Source organism: Leucobacter albus, assembly GCF_039528015.1.
Lineage (GTDB): Bacteria > Actinomycetota > Actinomycetes > Actinomycetales > Microbacteriaceae > Leucobacter > Leucobacter albus.
Window position 1 is genome coordinate 244208 of the sequence record NZ_BAAAKZ010000008.1, and the last position, 15810, is coordinate 260017.

Below are 15810 nucleotides of genomic sequence, written 5' to 3' on the forward strand. Positions count from 1 at the left end.
TATTCTGGGCTGCACGCCGTGTGGTGGCATCGGGTGTCGCACGCGCTCTGGCGGCGCGGGCTGCGCTTTGTGCCCAGGGCGATCTCGCAGGCGACGAGGTTCTTCACCGGCATCGAGATTCACCCGGGCGCAACGATCGGCCGCAGGCTCTTCATTGACCACGGCATGGGCATCGTCATCGGCGAGACCGCCGAGGTCGGCGACGATGTGCTGATCTATCACGGCGTGACGCTCGGCGGCACCGGCCACCAGAGCGGCAAGCGGCACCCCACTGTTGGCGACCGCGCGGTGCTCGGTGCCGGCGCAAAGCTGCTCGGAGACATCGTCATCGGCGCCGATTCGGCAGTCGGGGCGAACGCCGTTGTCGTGCGATCCGCCCCCGCATGGACGACCCTGACCGGCATCCCGGCGACGGCGCGACCGAGGCGCGGCGCCCCTGTCGCCGAGCACCCCAACACGGCAGACTTCTACGTGATCTAGGGCCCGGCGGCCCGGGCGCCCCCGCGCCCCGGCGCCCCACCCAGCGAGCCCTGTATCTGCCTCCGAGCCCTACGCTTGCCACCGCGAATAAGGGGGCGCGCTCGGGGGGAGGTGCAGGTCTGGCGTTCGCGCCCCTAGCGCAGCGTGCGCCCGTGGCGCTCCATCCACCGCCCGGTGCGCCGCCGCTCGATCATGATCATGGTGAGCCCGATCACCCACAGCGGCACCTGCACGGCGAAGGCAATCTTAAACGCATGCAGCGTATATGTCTCGGGCGAGCCTGCGCCCTGCAGGTCGAGTGCCACACCAATGAGCATCACAAGCAGCAGCGCCGACGTGAACCCTCCCGTGTTCACGAGCCCCGTGCCGAATCCCGCGAAGCTGCGTGGCGTGTGCGAGCGCGCGACTTCGAACGCGATCATCGAGACCGGGCCGCCGAGCGGCAGAATCACGACGAGCGCAATGATGAGCCACCCGGGCGGCATGCCCGGCCAGAGAATCACCGAGAGCCAGGTCACCATGATGAGCACGGTGACCCAGATAACGAGCAGCACGCGGCGTTCGATGAAGCGCGAGCTAATGGGCCCGAGTATGAGCCCGGCAATCATCGACGAAATCACCGTCAGGCTGAGCATTCCACTCGCAGCGGCCGGGGTCATGCCGAGGCCGCCTGTGAGAAACGGCGTGCCCCACAGCAGCAAAAACGCGTGCGCAGAAAACGGGGTCACGAAGTGCACCCAGTAGGCAAGCCGCACCCCGGGAATCGAGAGCAGGCGCCGCACCCGCATAACAAAACTCTCGCGCCCCGACCTGCCGTTGCGGCGCGCCCGCGCTCCCCCCACCACCGGAATGAGGCTCGTCTGGGGCGGAGCCATGGTCACGGTCGTGGTGGCAGCAGCCGAAAGCGACTCGGAGGCCGCCGTGATGCGGCCGGTGCGCCGGGTGAGGCGCTCGAGCGCGGTGCGCTTGCCTGGGGCATCACGCAGCACGACGGCTGCCAGCAGAAAGGACAGCAAACCGGCCGCGCTGATGCCCAAGAACCCCGTCTGCCAGCCGAAGCGGTCGACAACAAAGGCGAGCGGCACCACAGACACGAGCTGCCCGAGCTGCCCGATCAGGCCCGTGACCTGCCCAAGCGTTGAGAGCTGCCTCGGCTTAAACCACTCCGGCAGCATGCGCATCACGGCGGTGAACGTACAGGCATCGCCCGCGCCGACGAGCACCCTCGCGAGAATCGCGAGCTCGACATTGGTCACGGTCGCCATGACGATCTGACCGACGAACATCAGGGCCGAGCCCGAGAGAATGAGCACGGTCGCGCCGTGGCGGTCAAGCAAAACTCCGACCGGAATCTGGCACACCGCGTACACAAGCAGCTGAATCACCGGGAAGGCCGCGAGCGTCGACGCGTCGATGCCGAAGTGCTCCTGCGCAACCGGCCCGAGGGCCGACAGCGACGATCGGTTGACGATCGCAATTGCATAGAGCGCGACGGCCACCCCCCACACCATCCAGGGGAGGAATGGTTTTGCGGAGCTCATAGGCTCAATGCTATCGCCCGACCTGCGCACGCCCCCGTGCCGCGCAGGAGCGTGTCTGGCACGCCCGAGGCTCCGCGCTGCGGCACGCGAGGCTCCGCGCCCTGGCACGCGAGGCGCCGCGCCCTGGCACGCGCGCTCGCGCTGCGCCAGCGGCCCGCGCCCTAGCGCTGCGGCAGCGGCGGCCCGGCGGGAAAGTCGCTGCGGGTGAGATCGAGAAACATCGCGCCCTCGAGCTCGCCGCTCGGCCGCACCTGATAGTCGCGCAGCACGCCGATGCGCTTGAAGCCCAGCCGCTCGTAGCTGCGAATCGCGCCGTCGTTGTTTTCGTTCGGGTCGAGGGTGACGCGCGAAATACCGTTCGCGAATTCGTGGCGGATCGCGAGGGCCAGTGTTTCCTCGCCAATGCGGCGGCCGCGCACCCGTGTCGCAATGAACAGGTGCATGACCGTCGTCGGGTACTCGGCGTCTTCGCCGCGCAGCACATACAGGGCACCGACGCACTCGCCGTCGACCTCGATGACCCGTGTGGTCTCGGGCGCCTCGATGAACTCTGCCTGTACCCGCTCGCGAGTGTAGCCAACCCACCAGAACGCGACCTCGGGTTCGAGCAAGATCTCGAGCAGCGGCTCGAGGTCTGACTGAACGGGCGCGCGCAGCGACACGAGCGGGCCGACAATGGGGGTCGCGGGCAGTACCGGGGTAGTCATGCACTCAGCGTACTGCGGCGCGGGCGCATCTCGCCACGAAAAAACCCCGGTGGGGGTTCAGAAACATCACTGAATCCCACCGGGGTTTTCGCGCAGCGGCGGCTACTGCCCGAGGGCCTTCAGCCGCTCCTCTTCATCCATGCGAATGCACGACTCGATGAGCGGTTCCATCGACCCGTTCATGACCTGGTCAAGGTTGTACGCCTTGTACCCGGTGCGGTGGTCGGCGATGCGGTTCTCGGGGAAGTTGTACGTGCGAATGCGCTCGGAGCGATCCATCGTGCGGATCTGGCTCGAGCGGTGCGCACTCGCCTCGGCCGCAGCCTCCTCCGCAAGGCGCGCGAGCAGCCTGGCGCGGAGCACACGCATGCCGGCCTCGCGGTTTTGCAGCTGCGACTTCTCGTTCTGCATCGCGACGACAATGCCCGTAGGGAGGTGCGTGATGCGCACTGCCGAGTCGGTCGTGTTCACCGACTGGCCGCCGGGGCCACTCGACCTGTAGACGTCAATCTTCAGGTCGTTCTGGCTGATCTCGACCTCTTCGGCTTCGTCGGGCTCAGGGTAGACGAGCACGCCGGTCGTCGAGGTGTGAATGCGCCCCTGTGACTCCGTGACGGGAACCCGCTGCACGCGGTGCACGCCGCCCTCGTACTTCAGGTGCGCCCAGACGCCCTGCGACGGGTCGCTCGCGTTCGACTTGATCGCTACCTGCACGTTCTTGTAGCCGCCGAGGTCGCTCTCGTCTTTCTCGAGAATCTCGGTCTTCCAGCCCTTAGATTCTGCGTAGTGCATATACATGCGCAGCAGATCGGCGCCAAACAGCGCCGACTCGGCGCCGCCCTCGCCTCCCTTGATCTCGAGGATCACGTCGCGCGCATCATCTGGGTCGCGAGGAATCAGCAGCCGGCGCACCTTCTCCTGTGCTTCGGCGAGCTGCGCCTCGAGATCCGGGATCTCCTCGGCGAACGCGTCGTCCTCTTTCGCGAGCTCGCGCGCCGCTTCGAGGTCTTCGCCCAGTTGCACCCACTGCTCGTGTGCGACCTTGATCTTGTTCAACTCTGCGTAGCGACGGTTGACCCGCTTCGCCCGTGCCGCGTCAGCGTGCAACGCGGGGTCGGCGAGATCATCCTGCAACTTGAGGTGCTCCGCGAGGAGCCCTGCTACCTGCTCAAACACTCTTGTATCTGGCCTTAGAACGAGATGGTAAAGGACTTATCGGCGTTGACCTCGGGCGCCGTGCGGCTCCCGGAGATCTTCACAAAGCTGTTCGCGGCGGGGGTGAGCTCCCGCAGCAGCGCCTTATCTCCTTCGACGCCGGTGTGCGTGCGCACCGTTGCGAGCAGCGTGAGCGAGCCACCGTTTTCGAGGTTACGCGCGGAGCCGAGCAGGCGCTTCGTCTGCGCGAATGCGAGGGCCTGCGCTGCTTCGGGGGCCGTGCGCGAGCCCTGCTGGTTCTGCAGGTAGGCGTGCGAGAGATCGGTGAGCGAATCGAGCAACACGATGACGTCGTGGCCCAGCTCTACGAGGCGGCTTGCCCGGTCGATGGCGAGCTCGACGACCGTGGTTTGGTCTTCGGCTGCGCGATCGAACGTTGCGGCAATCACCTCGCCGCTGACGGTGCGCTGCAGGTGCGTGACCTCTTCTGGGCGAGCGTTCGTGAGCACGAGCAGCAGGTGCGCCTCTGGGGCATTCGCAGTCACCGCTGCCGCGAGCTCTGCGAGCACCCGCGTCGCGGGGATCGCGGCCGGCAGCGCGACGATGGCGCGCTGGCCGAGGCCCATCGGAGCGTGCTCGTCGAGCTTCGCGCCGAGGCCCCCCGTCTTGCCCAGGCCGAAGCGCAGGGGCTGCTCTGGGAAGATCGCCGTCATCTCGGCGATTTCGGAGCGCTTCTCTGCCTCTTCAACGGGCTTGCCGTTCACCGAATCGATCTTCACAATCGCGTTGTACTTCTGCCGGCCGCCGCTGTCGCCCTCGCGGGGCTGGCGAATGGCGCCGACGATCGCGTCGCCTCGGCGAAGGCTGTACTTCTTGACCTGCCCAAGCGCTACGTACACATCAGAGACACCCGGCAAGTACCCGCTCGTGCGCACGAACGCGTAGTTGTCGAGCACATCGAGAATGCCAGCGACGGGCAGCAGCACGTCATCTTCAGCGATCTCTGGCTCGAGGTCGTCGCCGCCGCGGCGCTTGCGGTCGCGCTGGCGGGTGCGGCTCGAACGCGTGCCGTTCTCCTGCTTGCCAGCGTCGTTGCCGTTGCCGCCCTGCTTGTCGCCCTGCTGCTTGTCGCCCTGCGACTGCTTCTCGCCCTGCGACTGCTTGTCGCCCTGCGACTGCTTGTCGCCCTGCGACTTGTCGGCGTCGCCCTTGGCGTTCTGGCTGCCACCGCGGCCGCGGCCCTTTGGCTCTTCCGTCTGCGCGTCGGCCTCGGGCTGCTCGCTCCCCTGGCTCGCGCGCCGGCGCGAGCGCCGCGTCGACGGCGCCTCGTCGTCGGTCGCTGCGTCTGCGGCCGGTGCCGCTGCGCCCTGGGCGGGTGCTGCAGGCGATTCGGGCGCTTCAGCATCAGCACCAGTGGCAGCAGGAGCGGCCGCGTCAGCTGCGGCCGGAGCGGTCTCCGCGGGCGTCTCTGAGGCAGGTGCCTTGCGCGCTCGCGTGGCCCGCTTCTTCGGCGCCTCAACGGGCTGCGCGGCACCGGCGTCTGCAGCCCCTGCCTCGCTCTGTGCCTCGGCGGCAGCGGCCTCGGCGGCAGCGGCCTTTGCCTTTGCTGCGGCGCTGCGAGCCGAAGGGGCCTTCGTTGCCGGCGCAGCCGCGGGTGCGTCAGCGCTCGTCTCCGCTGCTGCAGGAGCCGCTGCTGCAGGAGCCGCTGCTGCAGGAGCCGCTGCTGCAGGAGCCGCTGCTGCAGGAGCCGCCACCGCAGGGGCCGCCGCGGCGTCGGTCGAGGCGGCGTCGGTCGAAGCGGCGTCTGCTGCCGGCTCGACCTTCTTGCGCGCGCGGCTGGCGCGCTTCGGGGCGGCCTTCACAGCAGGCTCTGCCTGCTCGTCAGCGGCCGCGGCCGGAGCTGACCCGGCAGCTTCACCTGACGCGGGAGCTGCTGCTTCGGCGGCGGGAGCTGCGCTCGCTGCGGCGTCTGCCGCTACCTCGGGCGCCGCACCAGCAGCGGCCGAGACGCGACGCGACGCACGACGGCGCACCGGTGCGGCCTCAGCGTTTTCGGCCGCGGGAGTCTGATCTTCGAGATTGGGTTCCACGTGTATTCCTTCCGGAATCTATCGGGTCCGGGCCTTCACGGCCGCAAACATGCACAGGAGTGCGAAAAAGCTCGGGGCAATGCACCCGGCTGGGAAATCGATCCGGGACGCGCACGAGGCGACATCACACCCGCGAAGAGAACGCGGACTCGACCGGAATCTCCTCTACTGTAGCACCCTTGATGTCAACCGCCAGTGTGAGCACGCGCCATTCGGGCGCAATCTTGGCCACGAGATCGGCTGCAGCGAGGCGCTCCGCGGGCCCGTTCGACAGCACGAGCACAGACGGCCCGGCCCCCGAGACCACGGCTGCGTGCCCCCGCTCGCGCAGCGCAGAGATCAGGTCGCGCGTCTCTGGCATCGCAGCGCCGCGGTAGTTCTGGTGCAGCCTGTCTTCGGTTGCCTCGAGCAGCAGCTCGGGGCTCTGCGTGAGTGCGGCGATGAGCAGCGCCGAGCGCGACACGTTAAACACGGCGTCCTCGTGCGGCACCTGCTTGGGCTGCAGGCTACGCGCGTGCTCCGTCGACATCGTGAATGTCGGAACGAGCACGAGCGGGGCAACACCGCGGTGCACGAGCAGGCGTTTGAAGCGCGGCCCTGCCTCGTTCGTCCACGCAATCGTCAGCCCGCCAAACAGCGCGGGGGCGACATTGTCGGGGTGCCCCTCGAGCTCTGTTGCGAACGCAAAGATTTGCCCCTCGGTGAGCTGCAGCGGCGCCTCTGGGTCGCTTGCGAGCAGGCCAGCTGCGATCATCACGCCGGCGACGATGGCCGAGCCTGACGACCCCATACCGCGGCCGTGCGGAATGCGGTTGTGCGCGGCAACACTGATGCCGGGGAGCTCCCGCCCCAGGCGCTCATACACGAACGCGGCGGAGCGCACCACGAGGTTTCGCTCATCGGTGTCGACCTCGCCAGCTCCCACTCCCTCGACGTCGACCGTCGCCCCTGGTTCGGGCCGGGTCACCACCGTGAGTTCGTCGCCATAGGCGAGCGCGATTCCGAGCGTGTCAAACCCCGGCCCGAGGTTCGCACTCGTCGCTGGAACACGAACGCGCAGGGCTCGCTCGACCCGGCTCATGCGCGCCCCTCCCGGCGCAGCACGCTCGTCACCTCTGCCACGGCGTCGTCGGCACGCAGTGCCTCAACGGTCGCCGCGAGGTCGGCCTCGCGGGCCGTGTGCGTGCCGATCGTGAGCGTCGCGCGCCCCTCGTTCGACACGTTCTGCTCGACGCTCGCGGCCGAGACGCCGTGCGCTGCGAGAATGCCGGCAACGCGGGCAAGCACGCCCGGCTCGTCGCGCACCTCGAGCATCACCTGGTAGGCCGTGAGCACGTCGCCGACGGGTAGCACCGGGAACTCGGCGTGCGTGGAGCCCGGAATACCCGGGCCGCCAACGACGTGCCGCCGCGCCGCCGAGACGAGGTCGCCGAGCACGGCAGAGGCGGTCTCGTTGCCGCCAGCTCCGGCACCGTAGAACATCAGTTCGCCCGCCGATTCGGCCTCGACAAACACCGCGTTCTTGCCCTCGTGCACCGCCGCCAACGGGTGCTCGCGCGGAATGAGCGCGGGGTACACGCGCACCGAAACGCCATCGGTGCCGTCGGCCGAGGTGAGCCGCTCAGCGACGGCGAGCAGCTTAATCACGAAGCCCGCGTGCTTCGCCGCGGTGATCTGGTCGAGCGTCACACCGGTGATGCCCTCGCGGTACACCGCGCTCTCGGGCACCTCGGTGTGGAACGCGATGCTCGCGAGAATCGTCGCCTTCTGCGCCGCATCGTAGCCCTCGACGTCGAGCGTGGGGTCGGCCTCGAGGAAACCGAGGTCGCTTGCGAGCCGCATGGCGCTCTCTGCCGATTCGCCGAAGCGATCCATGCGATCGAGAATGTAGTTCGTCGAGCCGTTCACGATACCCATGACGCGGGTAATGTGATCGCCAGCAAGGCTCTCGCGCAGGGGCCGCAGAATCGGGATAGCGGCGGCAACCGAGGCCTCGTACAGCAGCTGAGCACCGACCTGATCGGCCGCGTCAGAGAGCTCGCGCCCGTGCGCTGCGATGAGCGCCTTGTTCGCGGTCACCACGTCTGCGCCGCCGCCGAGTGCGAGCAGAATGAGCGAGCGCGCCGGCTCGATTCCGCCCATGAGCTCGATGACGATGTCGGCTCCCTGCACGAGCCGCTCCGCGTCGGTCGTGAAGAGCTCGCGCGGCAGCTCGACGTCGCGCTCGGCATCGATCGTGCGCACGGCGATTCCGTCGAGGGTGAGCCGCGCCCCAATACGAGCCGCGAGCTCGTCACTGTTTTCGAGAATCAGCCGAGCGACCTGCGCTCCAACCGATCCACATCCCAGCAGTGCGACCCGCAGGTCTCGATACGCGTTCACTCGGTGTTCTCCGTTCGTTGTGACAAGTGTGTGGTGTGCCGCGGTTACGCGACGACGCTCTGTGCGAGCAGGTCGGCCTCGGTCTGGCCGCGCACGATCACGCGGGCGGCGCCGTCTCGCACGGCGACGACCGGGGGCCTGGGAATGAAGTTGTAGTTGCTCGACAGCGACCAGCAGTAAGCGCCGGTCGCAGCGACAGCAAGAGTGTCTCCCGGGGCGACGTCGGCTGGCAGTTCGTCGCGGTAGACGACGATGTCGCCCGACTCGCAGTGCTTGCCGACAACGCGCACAAGCGCCGCTTCGGCATCGCTAGCGCGGTTCGCGATGCGCACGTGATAGTCGGAGCCATACAGCGCCGGGCGCGCGTTGTCGCTCATGCCGCCGTCGACGCTCACGTAGAGCCGTTCGGTGTAACCGCGGTCGACAGGGTCGGCCTCGCCCGTGCCCGTGAGATCGACGCGCTTGGTCGTGCCGACGGTGTAGAGCGTGACGCCCGACTGGCCAACGACCGCGCGGCCCGGCTCGAAGGCAAGGTGGGGAATCTCGATGCCGGCGGCCTTCGACTCCTCGGCCACGATGTCGGCAAGCTGGCGGGCGATGTCGGAGACGTTCGGTGCCTCTGCCGCCTGCTCGGGCGTGTAGGCAATGCCGAAGCCGCCGCCGAGGTTGAGTTCTGGGATGTGGCGGCCAGCAATCTCTGCGAGCTCGACGTAGACGCCGAGCAGTCGCCTCGCAGACTCGCGAAAGCCCTCGGTCGCGAAGATCTGCGAGCCGATGTGGCAGTGCAGGCCAACGAAGTCGAGCCCGGCGTGCGAGACGATCTCGCGCACGAGCGCGGGGGCAGCGGAGAGCGGCATGCCAAACTTCTGGTCTTCGTGCGCGGTCGCGAGGTAGTCGTGGGTCGAAGCGTGCACGCCGCTGTTCACCCTCAGGCGCACGCGCTGCCGCGTTCCGGCGGCCGCGGTCGCAGCCGCGATTCGCTCGACCTCGATCGCGCTATCGATGATGATCGTGCCGACTCCGGCCTCGACCGCGCGGGCAATCTCGGCCTCTGATTTGTTGTTGCCGTGAAAACCGATGCGTCGCGGATCCACCCCCGCAGCGAGCGCGACGAGCAGCTCTCCCCCGCTCGCGACGTCGATTGCGAGCCCCTCCTCGTCCATCCACCTCGCGGTTTCAACGCTCAGGAATGCTTTGCTCGCGTAGTACACGGTCGCATCGGTGCCGACGCGCTGTGCCTCGCCCCGGAGCGCGTCGCGAATCTCGCGCGCGGTCTCGCGCGTCGCGTTCTCGTCGACAACGTAGAGCGGCGAGCCGAACTGCTCAATGAGTTCGGTCGCTCGGATCCCGCCGATTTTCAGCGCTCCGCACTCGCTGCCGCGACGCGCACCGCGCGGGAAGACACGGTCGTCGATCGCGTTCACATCGGGAATTCGGTGATCGGTCGATCGGTGATCGGTCATTCGGACGCTCCTCGGCTCTGGGTGGGTGTCTCTCGGACGCTCGGACGCTCGACGGCACGCAGATGCACCGTGTGGCGAGCGGACCCGGCTTGGCCCCTGAAGCCGCGCGAACGGAAGACGCTTCCGAACGAACCCCTTTATCTTAATAGACGACCCGTGCCCGAACCCTTATGTTACGAAATCGAGGCTCCGTCGAGCACTACCGCAGACAGCACCTGCAGCCCGGGCTCGCCGGTTCGCGGCGCGCGCCCGGCATCGTCGGCGATGGCGACGGTGAGGCTCTGCACGAGCGGTTCGTTCAGCCCGATGAGCCGAATATCGCAGACAAGCGCGCCACGCTCGCAGTCGATACGCCAGCGCAGGTGCGCCGCGTCGGATGCGCCGATGATGCGCGTGGCGAACGGCATCGGGGTGGTGGGATCGCCGACCTCGGCGAGCAGGGCGGCAACGCGGCGGCGGCGGATCTCGTCGGGGGCGTCTGCAAAGAAGTTCGCCGAGGTGACCCGTGCTGCCTCGGTCAGGGCACCACCGTCGCGCAGCAGGTCGTCGAGCAGCTCCCCAGCCTCAAGCGCGAGCGGCCAGGGTCGAACGGTGAGCGGCGGCACCGCTGCGGCGGCCATGACCTCGGCATGAGCCGCAACGGCGAGCGTCTCGGCACGGCAGGCGTCTGAGTTGCCGAACGCGACGATGCCGATGCCCGAATCGGTGTGCCAGCGCATGTTTGAGGAGAAGCCAGGCAGGCCACCCGAGTGGTCGACGATCGGGCCGAGTGCGCGGTCGTACGACGCGATCAGGCCGAGGCCGTAGCCGAGGCTCTGCAGGTCGCGGTGAGCTGTCGGCTGTGGCACGGGGATCGGGGTGTGCGCCCGCTGCATCTCGATGCGGCCGCGCGCGGAGAGCAGCTCGGGCTTGAGCGGCGAATCGGTGAAGGCCGAGGCGAGGAACCACCCCCACCTGGCGATGTCGTCGACCGTGCTGAAGAGCCCACCGATGGCGGCGAGGGCGCCCTCACCGATGAACGGCTCCGGGACAAACGTCGCACCTTCATCGAACGAGCGGAACCCGTGCGCGATGTCGGTGCCGGCCGGGTAGTCCTCGCGTGCGAAACGCGTGTGTGAAAGCCCAAGCGGGTCGAGAAAGCGGGCTCGAATCTCTTCTTCAATCGGCCGGCCGACGATTGACTCGATGACCCGCCCGACGAGCGACATGCCGAGGTTGGAGTATTGAAAGCGAACGCCTGGCGCGACGGCGAGCTCGATGCCCTCGGCGAACAGGCTCGCGATGTAGTCGATGCTCGCGCCAAGCTGCCGGTCTGCCCAGGCGTTGTCTTCTGGCATGCCTGAGCGATTCGCGAGCAGGTCTGCGACGGTGACGCGCTGCTCGACGCCCCGGTGAAGAAAACGCACTCCTGGCAGGTAGCGGTCGATGCCGGCACTGAGATCTAGCGTTCCCGACTCGGCGAGGGCGAGGGCTGTTGCAGCGAGAAAGCTCTTGGTCATCGATGCGATGCGAAAAACCGTCTCGCGCGTCACCGGCGCACCATCGAGCCGTGGCTCCCCGGCCCCGTGCCAGGCGATCACTCCCGATGCGTCGAACGCCGCCATAACCATCGCTGGCGGCCGCACCCCCGCATACTGCGCGCTCGCCGTGGCAAGGCTGGCCGCAGCGCTGGCCCTGACACTGGCCGCAGCGTGAGCCGCGTTTCGCTGCGTTTCGACCTCTGCAGAGTGAGCAGTGAGTGGAGCCGATGTCGGGTGGTTCAATGGGTTTCCTTTGTGCGACTGTGGACGAGGACACCAGACACCCTAGTGCCGCGTCTCGGCGCGCCACTAGTTCGATTGGACAAACTTTTGCCTGACACGCCCAGGGTTTCATGCAAGTGAATACAACGTCTCGGCCGCGGGTTACACTCCCCCGTGCGTCGATGCTGAACAGGTGTCACAATGGCACCCCAATACATAGACATTGAAAGGACAAACCAATGGGTAGCTTTATCGAGGACTTCTTCAAGGGGCGAGACACCGGGCTCGTCATCGACTGGACCCAGATGCCGACCTACAACACGATCATGGCGGTAGCCGCCGGCGCCGGCCTGATCTTCATGTACATGCTCGGCCGCGCACTCGTGCGCGACAAGCAGTTCAAGGCCGAGGGCTGGGCGCTTACCGCCGGCGTGCTCGGGCTCATTCTCACAACGACCGGGCTTCACATGACGCTCGTGTGGCCGTTCGCCATGTACTTCCCGTTCGACAACATCGTGTTCGGCGAGCCGAGCCTCGCGTTCGGCGTGCTACTGCTCGCAGCATCGCTCTATCTCTGGAAGCGCGGCGACCAAATCGTCGCCGCGGATGATCGCGCCGCCGAGGCCGCAGCCGTCGCACGCCCGATGGGCATCTTCGTGCTCGGCATGGGCCTCGCGCTCTTCGGCATCGCGCTCGCAGGTCTCGTGTTCCAGCTCTTCGCCGCCCCAGCCGAGGAGCCGATCTCGGGTATTGTCGCCGACTACCCGATGATCGAGGCGATCTTCATGTCGCTGCTGTTCGCGTTCGTGGGTCTTGGAGCTGCGCTCTTCCCCATTGCCCTGCGAGGCTTCTCGTCGAAGCAGCCAATGTCGGGCGTCGCCAAGCTCGTCGGCGTCACCTGGCTCGTCACCGGCATCATTTTCCTCTTGTTCGGCGCGATGAACTTCTTCACCCACATCGGGCTCATCGTCAACACGATGCAGTAGCCGCGGCTCGGCACCTTCGAGGGCGCTCCGCGCGGCTACTCGCAGGTGCCGAGGGCCTGCTGCGTGCTGTCTGACAGCAGATCGGGGGCGAGCGCAAACTCGACCCGCGCGCCGCTCGCGGTGATCTTGATATCCGTGAGCGTCGCACCAACAGGGAGCCACTGGCTCACGCACACCTGGCGGGCAGACAGCAGCGGCTCGAGCATGCCGCCCGTGGCGGCTGCGAGCTGATCCACCGAGAGATCGAAACCGACAGCAGACAGCCCGCGCGGCTCCACCAGTACCTCTCCGTCGACGGCGCTGAGCCCGAGCGTCGCCTCTATCGGCACCGTAAACCCGAGTGCCTCGAGCTGCCTGCCAACGACGAGCTCGCCGCTGCTGGTCTTGCCCGAATCGACAACGCCGTTCGTGAGCATCGAGATGACCGGGCCAAGGTCTTCTGCCGTCACGAAGATCTGGGCGGTTGCGCCTGCCATCTCGCCCGAGGTGACGCCGAACGGCACACGATCCGCCTCGAATGTCAGCGTGGCGCGCACGCCGTCTGCCACCGGCGCGTTCGGAATATCGACCTCGATGTCTCCCACCCCGCCGCGAATGGCGTTGAGGAGCGCCGACCCGCCCAGCTGCACGTCGACCGGGTGATTGCGCGGCAGATCGAGCTTGTCGCGCACCGCGCCCTGCACCACGGCAGGCACCGCGAGGCGCAGCCCCCACTCGCCGAGGCCCGCGAGCACGCCGACGGTGATGACGAGCGCGACCGTGACCTTCAGCCAGCGGGGCATGAGCTACAGCCTCTCGGGCGCCGAAACGCCAAGCAGGTCGAGGCCGTTGCGCAGCACCTGGCCGGCCGCGTCGTTCAGCCACAGGCGGGTGCGATGCACGTCTTCGACGGGCTCCTCGCCGAGCGGAATCACGCGGCAGTTGTCGTACCACCGGTGGTACGCTGCGGCGAATTCTTCGAGGAAGCGCGCGATGCGGTGGGGCTCGCGCAGCTCGGCAGCGCCAGCGACGATGCCCGGGTACTGCTGGAGCTTTCCGAGCAGGTCAGTCTCGGTCTCGTGAGTGAGTAGCTCGGGCGCGAACACCTCGCGGGTGATGCCGGCCGCGGCCGCGTTGCGGTCAACCGCGCACGTGCGGGCATGCGCGTACTGCACGTAGAACACGGGGTTGTCATTCGTGCGGCTGCGCACCTTCTCGCCGTCGAGCGCGAGCGGCGAATCTGCCGGGTAGCGCGCGAGCCAGTAGCGCAGGGCGTCGGCCCCGAGCCACTCGAGCAGGTCATCGAGCTCGATGATGTTGCCGGCACGCTTCGACAGCCGCGCACCGTTGAGGTTCACGAGCTGGCCGATGAGCACCGTGATGCTCTTCTCAACGTCGTCACCAGCAGCGCCCGCGATCGCCGTGAGTCGACCGATGTAGCCGTGATGGTCGGCGCCGAGCAGGTAGATCTTCTCGGTGAAGCCGCGATCCATCTTGTCGAGGTAGTACGCGGCATCGGCGGCGAAGTACGTGTAAATACCGTTGCCGCGCGTGAACACGCGATCCTTGTCGTCACCGAACGCGGTCGTGCGCACCCAGATCGCGTCGTCCTCTTCAAAGACGTGCCCCTGCTCGCGCAGGCGATCCACCGCGAGCTCGATCGGGCTCGGCTCGCCGTTCGCGCCCTTCGCGTGCAGCGTGCGCTCCGAGAAAAACACGTCAAAGTGAACGTTGAAGCGCTCGAGCGAATCCTTGATCTCGGCGAGCTGCAGCTGATACGCGAGCTCCTGCGCCTCTTCGATCGCCGCGTCGCGGTCACTCGCGGCGAGCTCGGGGAGGCTCGGCAGCTGCTCGCGCACCTTGGCGCCAAGCACCTGAATGTACTCCCCGGGGTAGGCGTCTTCGGGCGCCTCCTCGTGCAGCGCTGCAGCGAGCACCGAGCGGCCGAACTTGTTCATCTGCGCGCCGGCGTCGTTGATGTAATACTCGTTCGTCACATCGGCGCCGGCTGCGCGCAGTACGCGCGCCGTCGAGTCGCCGAGCGCGGCCCAGCGGGTATGCCCCATGTGCAGCGGCCCTGTCGGGTTCGCGCTCACAAACTCGAGGTTGATGCGCTGGCCGGCGAGCGAGTCGTTGCGGCCGTAGGCAGCGCCCTGCTCAACGACGCGGCGGGCGGTCTCGCCAGCGCTCGCGGCGTCAAGCGTGATGTTCATGAAGCCGGGGCCAGCGATCTCGGCCTTCGCGACGCCGTCGATCTTTTCGATCTCGGCGACCAGCTCTTGCGCGAGCTCGCGCGGGTTCGTGCCGATGCGCTTCGCGAAGCGCATCGCGACGTTCGAAGCCCAGTCTCCGTGCTCTCGGCTCTTGGGTCGCTCGAGCTGCGTGTCCTGTTCGGTCACAACAATCTCTGCCGCCTCCCCACCGCGAGCGGCGAAGTTGGCAGCGAGAATCTGAGCAAGGGCCTGAGCGAGTTCTTGAGGCGTCACAAGCGTTAAGTCTACCGGCAGCCCGGCGCGCCCCTGACCGGTTGCAAAAACGCCGCATGAGGTGCGCTAGGCTTGTGGAGTTACATCTGCTCGCCTCCGTAGCTCAGGGGATAGAGCGCCGGTTTCCGGTACCGAAGATCGTCGGTACGGAGAATGTGACACAAATAAGTGAATATCGCGCCTCCGTAGCTCAGGGGATAGAGCATCAGTTTCCGGTACTGAGGGCCGCAGGTTCGAATCCTGCCGGGGGCACCAAAGAACGGCTCGCGCTTGTCACCCAGATTGGGGTGACAGCGTGAGCGGCCAGACTCACGACCCGGCATACGAACTGCTCTCCGCTGCTGTCCAATCCGCAGAAATGGCGATGTTCACCGGAACCCTCACCATCGGGCACAACCCTGCCGCCGCCACAGAGCACATCGACGAGGCGATCGCAGCGCTGACCGCAGCCCGAGAACAGCTCGCAGCGCAAGCTCGAAGCCCGCGCCGCTAATGAAGCCCCAAGCAAATGAATATGATCTGCCTTTGGTTCTTCAAAGGAGATGACACGTGACCAACAATGACCTGCTCGAAGCATTCGCCGACTACCAGCGCGCAGGAAACCGCGCCAAGCGAACCATCGGCACCAGAGCATCCATCTTGCGGGCCTTCGCAAAACGCCAGAACACGACACTGCTCGAAGCGACGGTGTTCCACCTCCGCAAGGAGATCGGCCGCGAAGAAACCGCACCGTCAACCAAGGCGACGACACGCGCGACATTCATCGCGTTCTACACGTTCCTGCACGTCGAAGAGATCC

General features: G+C 67.2%; 14 protein-coding genes and 1 tRNA gene. 5 read left to right on the plus strand and 10 right to left on the minus strand.

Annotated features, from left to right (window positions below; all coding sequences use genetic code 11):
• Positions 1-480, plus strand: a 480-nt coding sequence (epsC, locus tag ABD115_RS10240; protein ID WP_343960632.1) for a serine O-acetyltransferase EpsC, incomplete at its 5' end; no start/stop codon positions are given.
• Between the two features lie 134 nt (positions 481-614).
• Here the strand turns inward: epsC and ABD115_RS10245 are convergent.
• The 8 genes from ABD115_RS10245 to ABD115_RS10280 form a co-directional block, all read right to left on the minus strand.
• Entirely contained in the window at positions 615-2021 is a 1407-nt protein-coding gene (locus ABD115_RS10245; protein WP_343960634.1) for an MFS transporter, read from the minus strand.
• A gap of 161 nt (positions 2022-2182) precedes the next feature.
• Positions 2183-2728 (minus strand): GNAT family N-acetyltransferase, encoded by a 546-nt coding sequence (locus tag ABD115_RS10250; RefSeq protein ID WP_343960635.1) that lies wholly within the window; start codon positions 2726-2728, stop codon positions 2183-2185.
• Positions 2729-2830: 102 nt separating this feature from the next.
• Positions 2831-3904 (minus strand): peptide chain release factor 1, encoded by a 1074-nt coding sequence (gene prfA, locus ABD115_RS10255; RefSeq protein ID WP_343960636.1) that lies wholly within the window; start codon positions 3902-3904, stop codon positions 2831-2833.
• A 14-nt stretch (positions 3905-3918) separates the two neighbouring features.
• Positions 3919-5973 carry a hypothetical protein gene (locus ABD115_RS10260; RefSeq protein ID WP_343960637.1) on the minus strand — a complete coding sequence of 685 codons (2055 nt, stop codon included), beginning with the start codon at positions 5971-5973 and terminating at the stop codon, positions 3919-3921.
• A gap of 124 nt (positions 5974-6097) precedes the next feature.
• Positions 6098-7054: a homoserine kinase gene (gene thrB / locus ABD115_RS10265; protein WP_343960638.1), complete on the minus strand. Its 957-nt coding sequence runs from the start codon at positions 7052-7054 to the stop codon at positions 6098-6100.
• On the minus strand, positions 7051-8355 hold the full coding sequence (locus tag ABD115_RS10270; RefSeq protein WP_343960639.1) for a homoserine dehydrogenase: 1305 nt from the start codon (positions 8353-8355) through the stop codon (positions 7051-7053). The genes thrB and ABD115_RS10270 overlap by 4 nt, the downstream gene beginning before the upstream one ends.
• 44 nt (positions 8356-8399) lie before the next feature.
• Positions 8400-9818, minus strand: coding sequence for a diaminopimelate decarboxylase (gene lysA / locus ABD115_RS10275; protein ID WP_343960640.1), 1419 nt, complete (start codon positions 9816-9818; stop codon positions 8400-8402).
• Between the two features lie 173 nt (positions 9819-9991).
• Positions 9992-11443 (minus strand): serine hydrolase domain-containing protein, encoded by a 1452-nt coding sequence (locus ABD115_RS10280; protein ID WP_343960641.1) that lies wholly within the window; start codon positions 11441-11443, stop codon positions 9992-9994.
• Between the two features lie 356 nt (positions 11444-11799).
• Between ABD115_RS10280 and ABD115_RS10285 the strand changes: the two genes are divergently transcribed.
• The gene (locus ABD115_RS10285) at positions 11800-12546 is read left to right on the plus strand and encodes a DUF981 domain-containing protein (RefSeq protein ID WP_343960642.1); all 747 of its coding nucleotides are present in this window, start codon (positions 11800-11802) and stop codon (positions 12544-12546) included.
• A gap of 35 nt (positions 12547-12581) precedes the next feature.
• On the opposite strand, the gene ABD115_RS10290 is transcribed toward ABD115_RS10285, so the two are convergent.
• Both ABD115_RS10290 and argS read right to left on the minus strand, forming a co-directional pair.
• On the minus strand, positions 12582-13328 hold the full coding sequence (locus ABD115_RS10290) for an LmeA family phospholipid-binding protein (protein ID WP_343960643.1): 747 nt from the start codon (positions 13326-13328) through the stop codon (positions 12582-12584).
• A 3-nt stretch (positions 13329-13331) separates the two neighbouring features.
• Positions 13332-15011 carry an arginine--tRNA ligase gene (gene argS / locus ABD115_RS10295; protein WP_343960644.1) on the minus strand — a complete coding sequence of 560 codons (1680 nt, stop codon included), beginning with the start codon at positions 15009-15011 and terminating at the stop codon, positions 13332-13334.
• Between the two features lie 179 nt (positions 15012-15190).
• Here argS and ABD115_RS10300 point away from each other — a divergent pair.
• The 3 genes from ABD115_RS10300 to ABD115_RS10310 all read left to right on the plus strand — a co-directional run.
• Positions 15191-15266 (plus strand) — tRNA-Arg (locus ABD115_RS10300).
• 40 nt (positions 15267-15306) lie between these two features.
• Complete coding sequence (locus tag ABD115_RS10305) at positions 15307-15504, plus strand: hypothetical protein (RefSeq protein ID WP_343960645.1); 198 nt, start codon at positions 15307-15309, stop codon at positions 15502-15504.
• 56 nt (positions 15505-15560) lie between these two features.
• The coding region (locus ABD115_RS10310) for a hypothetical protein (RefSeq protein WP_343960646.1) at positions 15561-15810 on the plus strand (250 nt) is incomplete at its 3' end.

Coding starts and splice junctions, on each gene's coding strand:
- ABD115_RS10245 (WP_343960634.1), bottom strand. CDS start 2,021: ATGAGCTCCGCAAAACCATTCCTCCCCTGGATGGTGTGGGGGGTGGCC.
- ABD115_RS10250 (WP_343960635.1), bottom strand. CDS start 2,728: ATGACTACCCCGGTACTGCCCGCGACCCCCATTGTCGGCCCGCTCGTG.
- thrB (WP_343960638.1), bottom strand. CDS start 7,054: ATGAGCCGGGTCGAGCGAGCCCTGCGCGTTCGTGTTCCAGCGACGAGT.
- lysA (WP_343960640.1), bottom strand. CDS start 9,818: ATGACCGATCACCGATCGACCGATCACCGAATTCCCGATGTGAACGCG.
- ABD115_RS10285 (WP_343960642.1), top strand. CDS start 11,800: ATGGGTAGCTTTATCGAGGACTTCTTCAAGGGGCGAGACACCGGGCTC.
- ABD115_RS10290 (WP_343960643.1), bottom strand. CDS start 13,328: ATGCCCCGCTGGCTGAAGGTCACGGTCGCGCTCGTCATCACCGTCGGC.